Annotated in this window: 1 protein-coding gene; it reads right to left on the reverse strand. The window is 64.9% G+C overall.

Going from position 1 to position 245, the window contains the following annotated elements; all coding sequences use genetic code 11:
- The coding region (locus R0J88_RS22620) for a hypothetical protein (RefSeq protein ID WP_410901267.1) at positions 1-245 on the reverse strand (245 nt) is incomplete at both ends.

Below are 245 nucleotides of genomic sequence, written 5' to 3' on the forward strand. Positions count from 1 at the left end.
TCATCCAGCGCCTTGCCTTCGCCGATGGAGACGCGCGTCTCGTGGGCCCAGTAGTCCTCGCGCTTGAGGAAGCGCACATCATTGGTGGCGACCACCGGCGTATCGGTGGCCTCGGCCAGCGCCACCGACAGGTGCAGGCACTCTTCCTCGTACTGACGCTGAGTGCGGGTCAACTCCAGATAGAAGCGATCCCCGAACACCGCCTTCCACTCACCGAGCAGTGCCCGGGCGCTGTCTTCGTGGTC

The sequence above is a fragment of the Pseudoalteromonas sp. SIMBA_162 genome (assembly GCF_046535955.1).
Classification (GTDB): Bacteria; Pseudomonadota; Gammaproteobacteria; order Enterobacterales; family Alteromonadaceae; genus Pseudoalteromonas; species Pseudoalteromonas marina.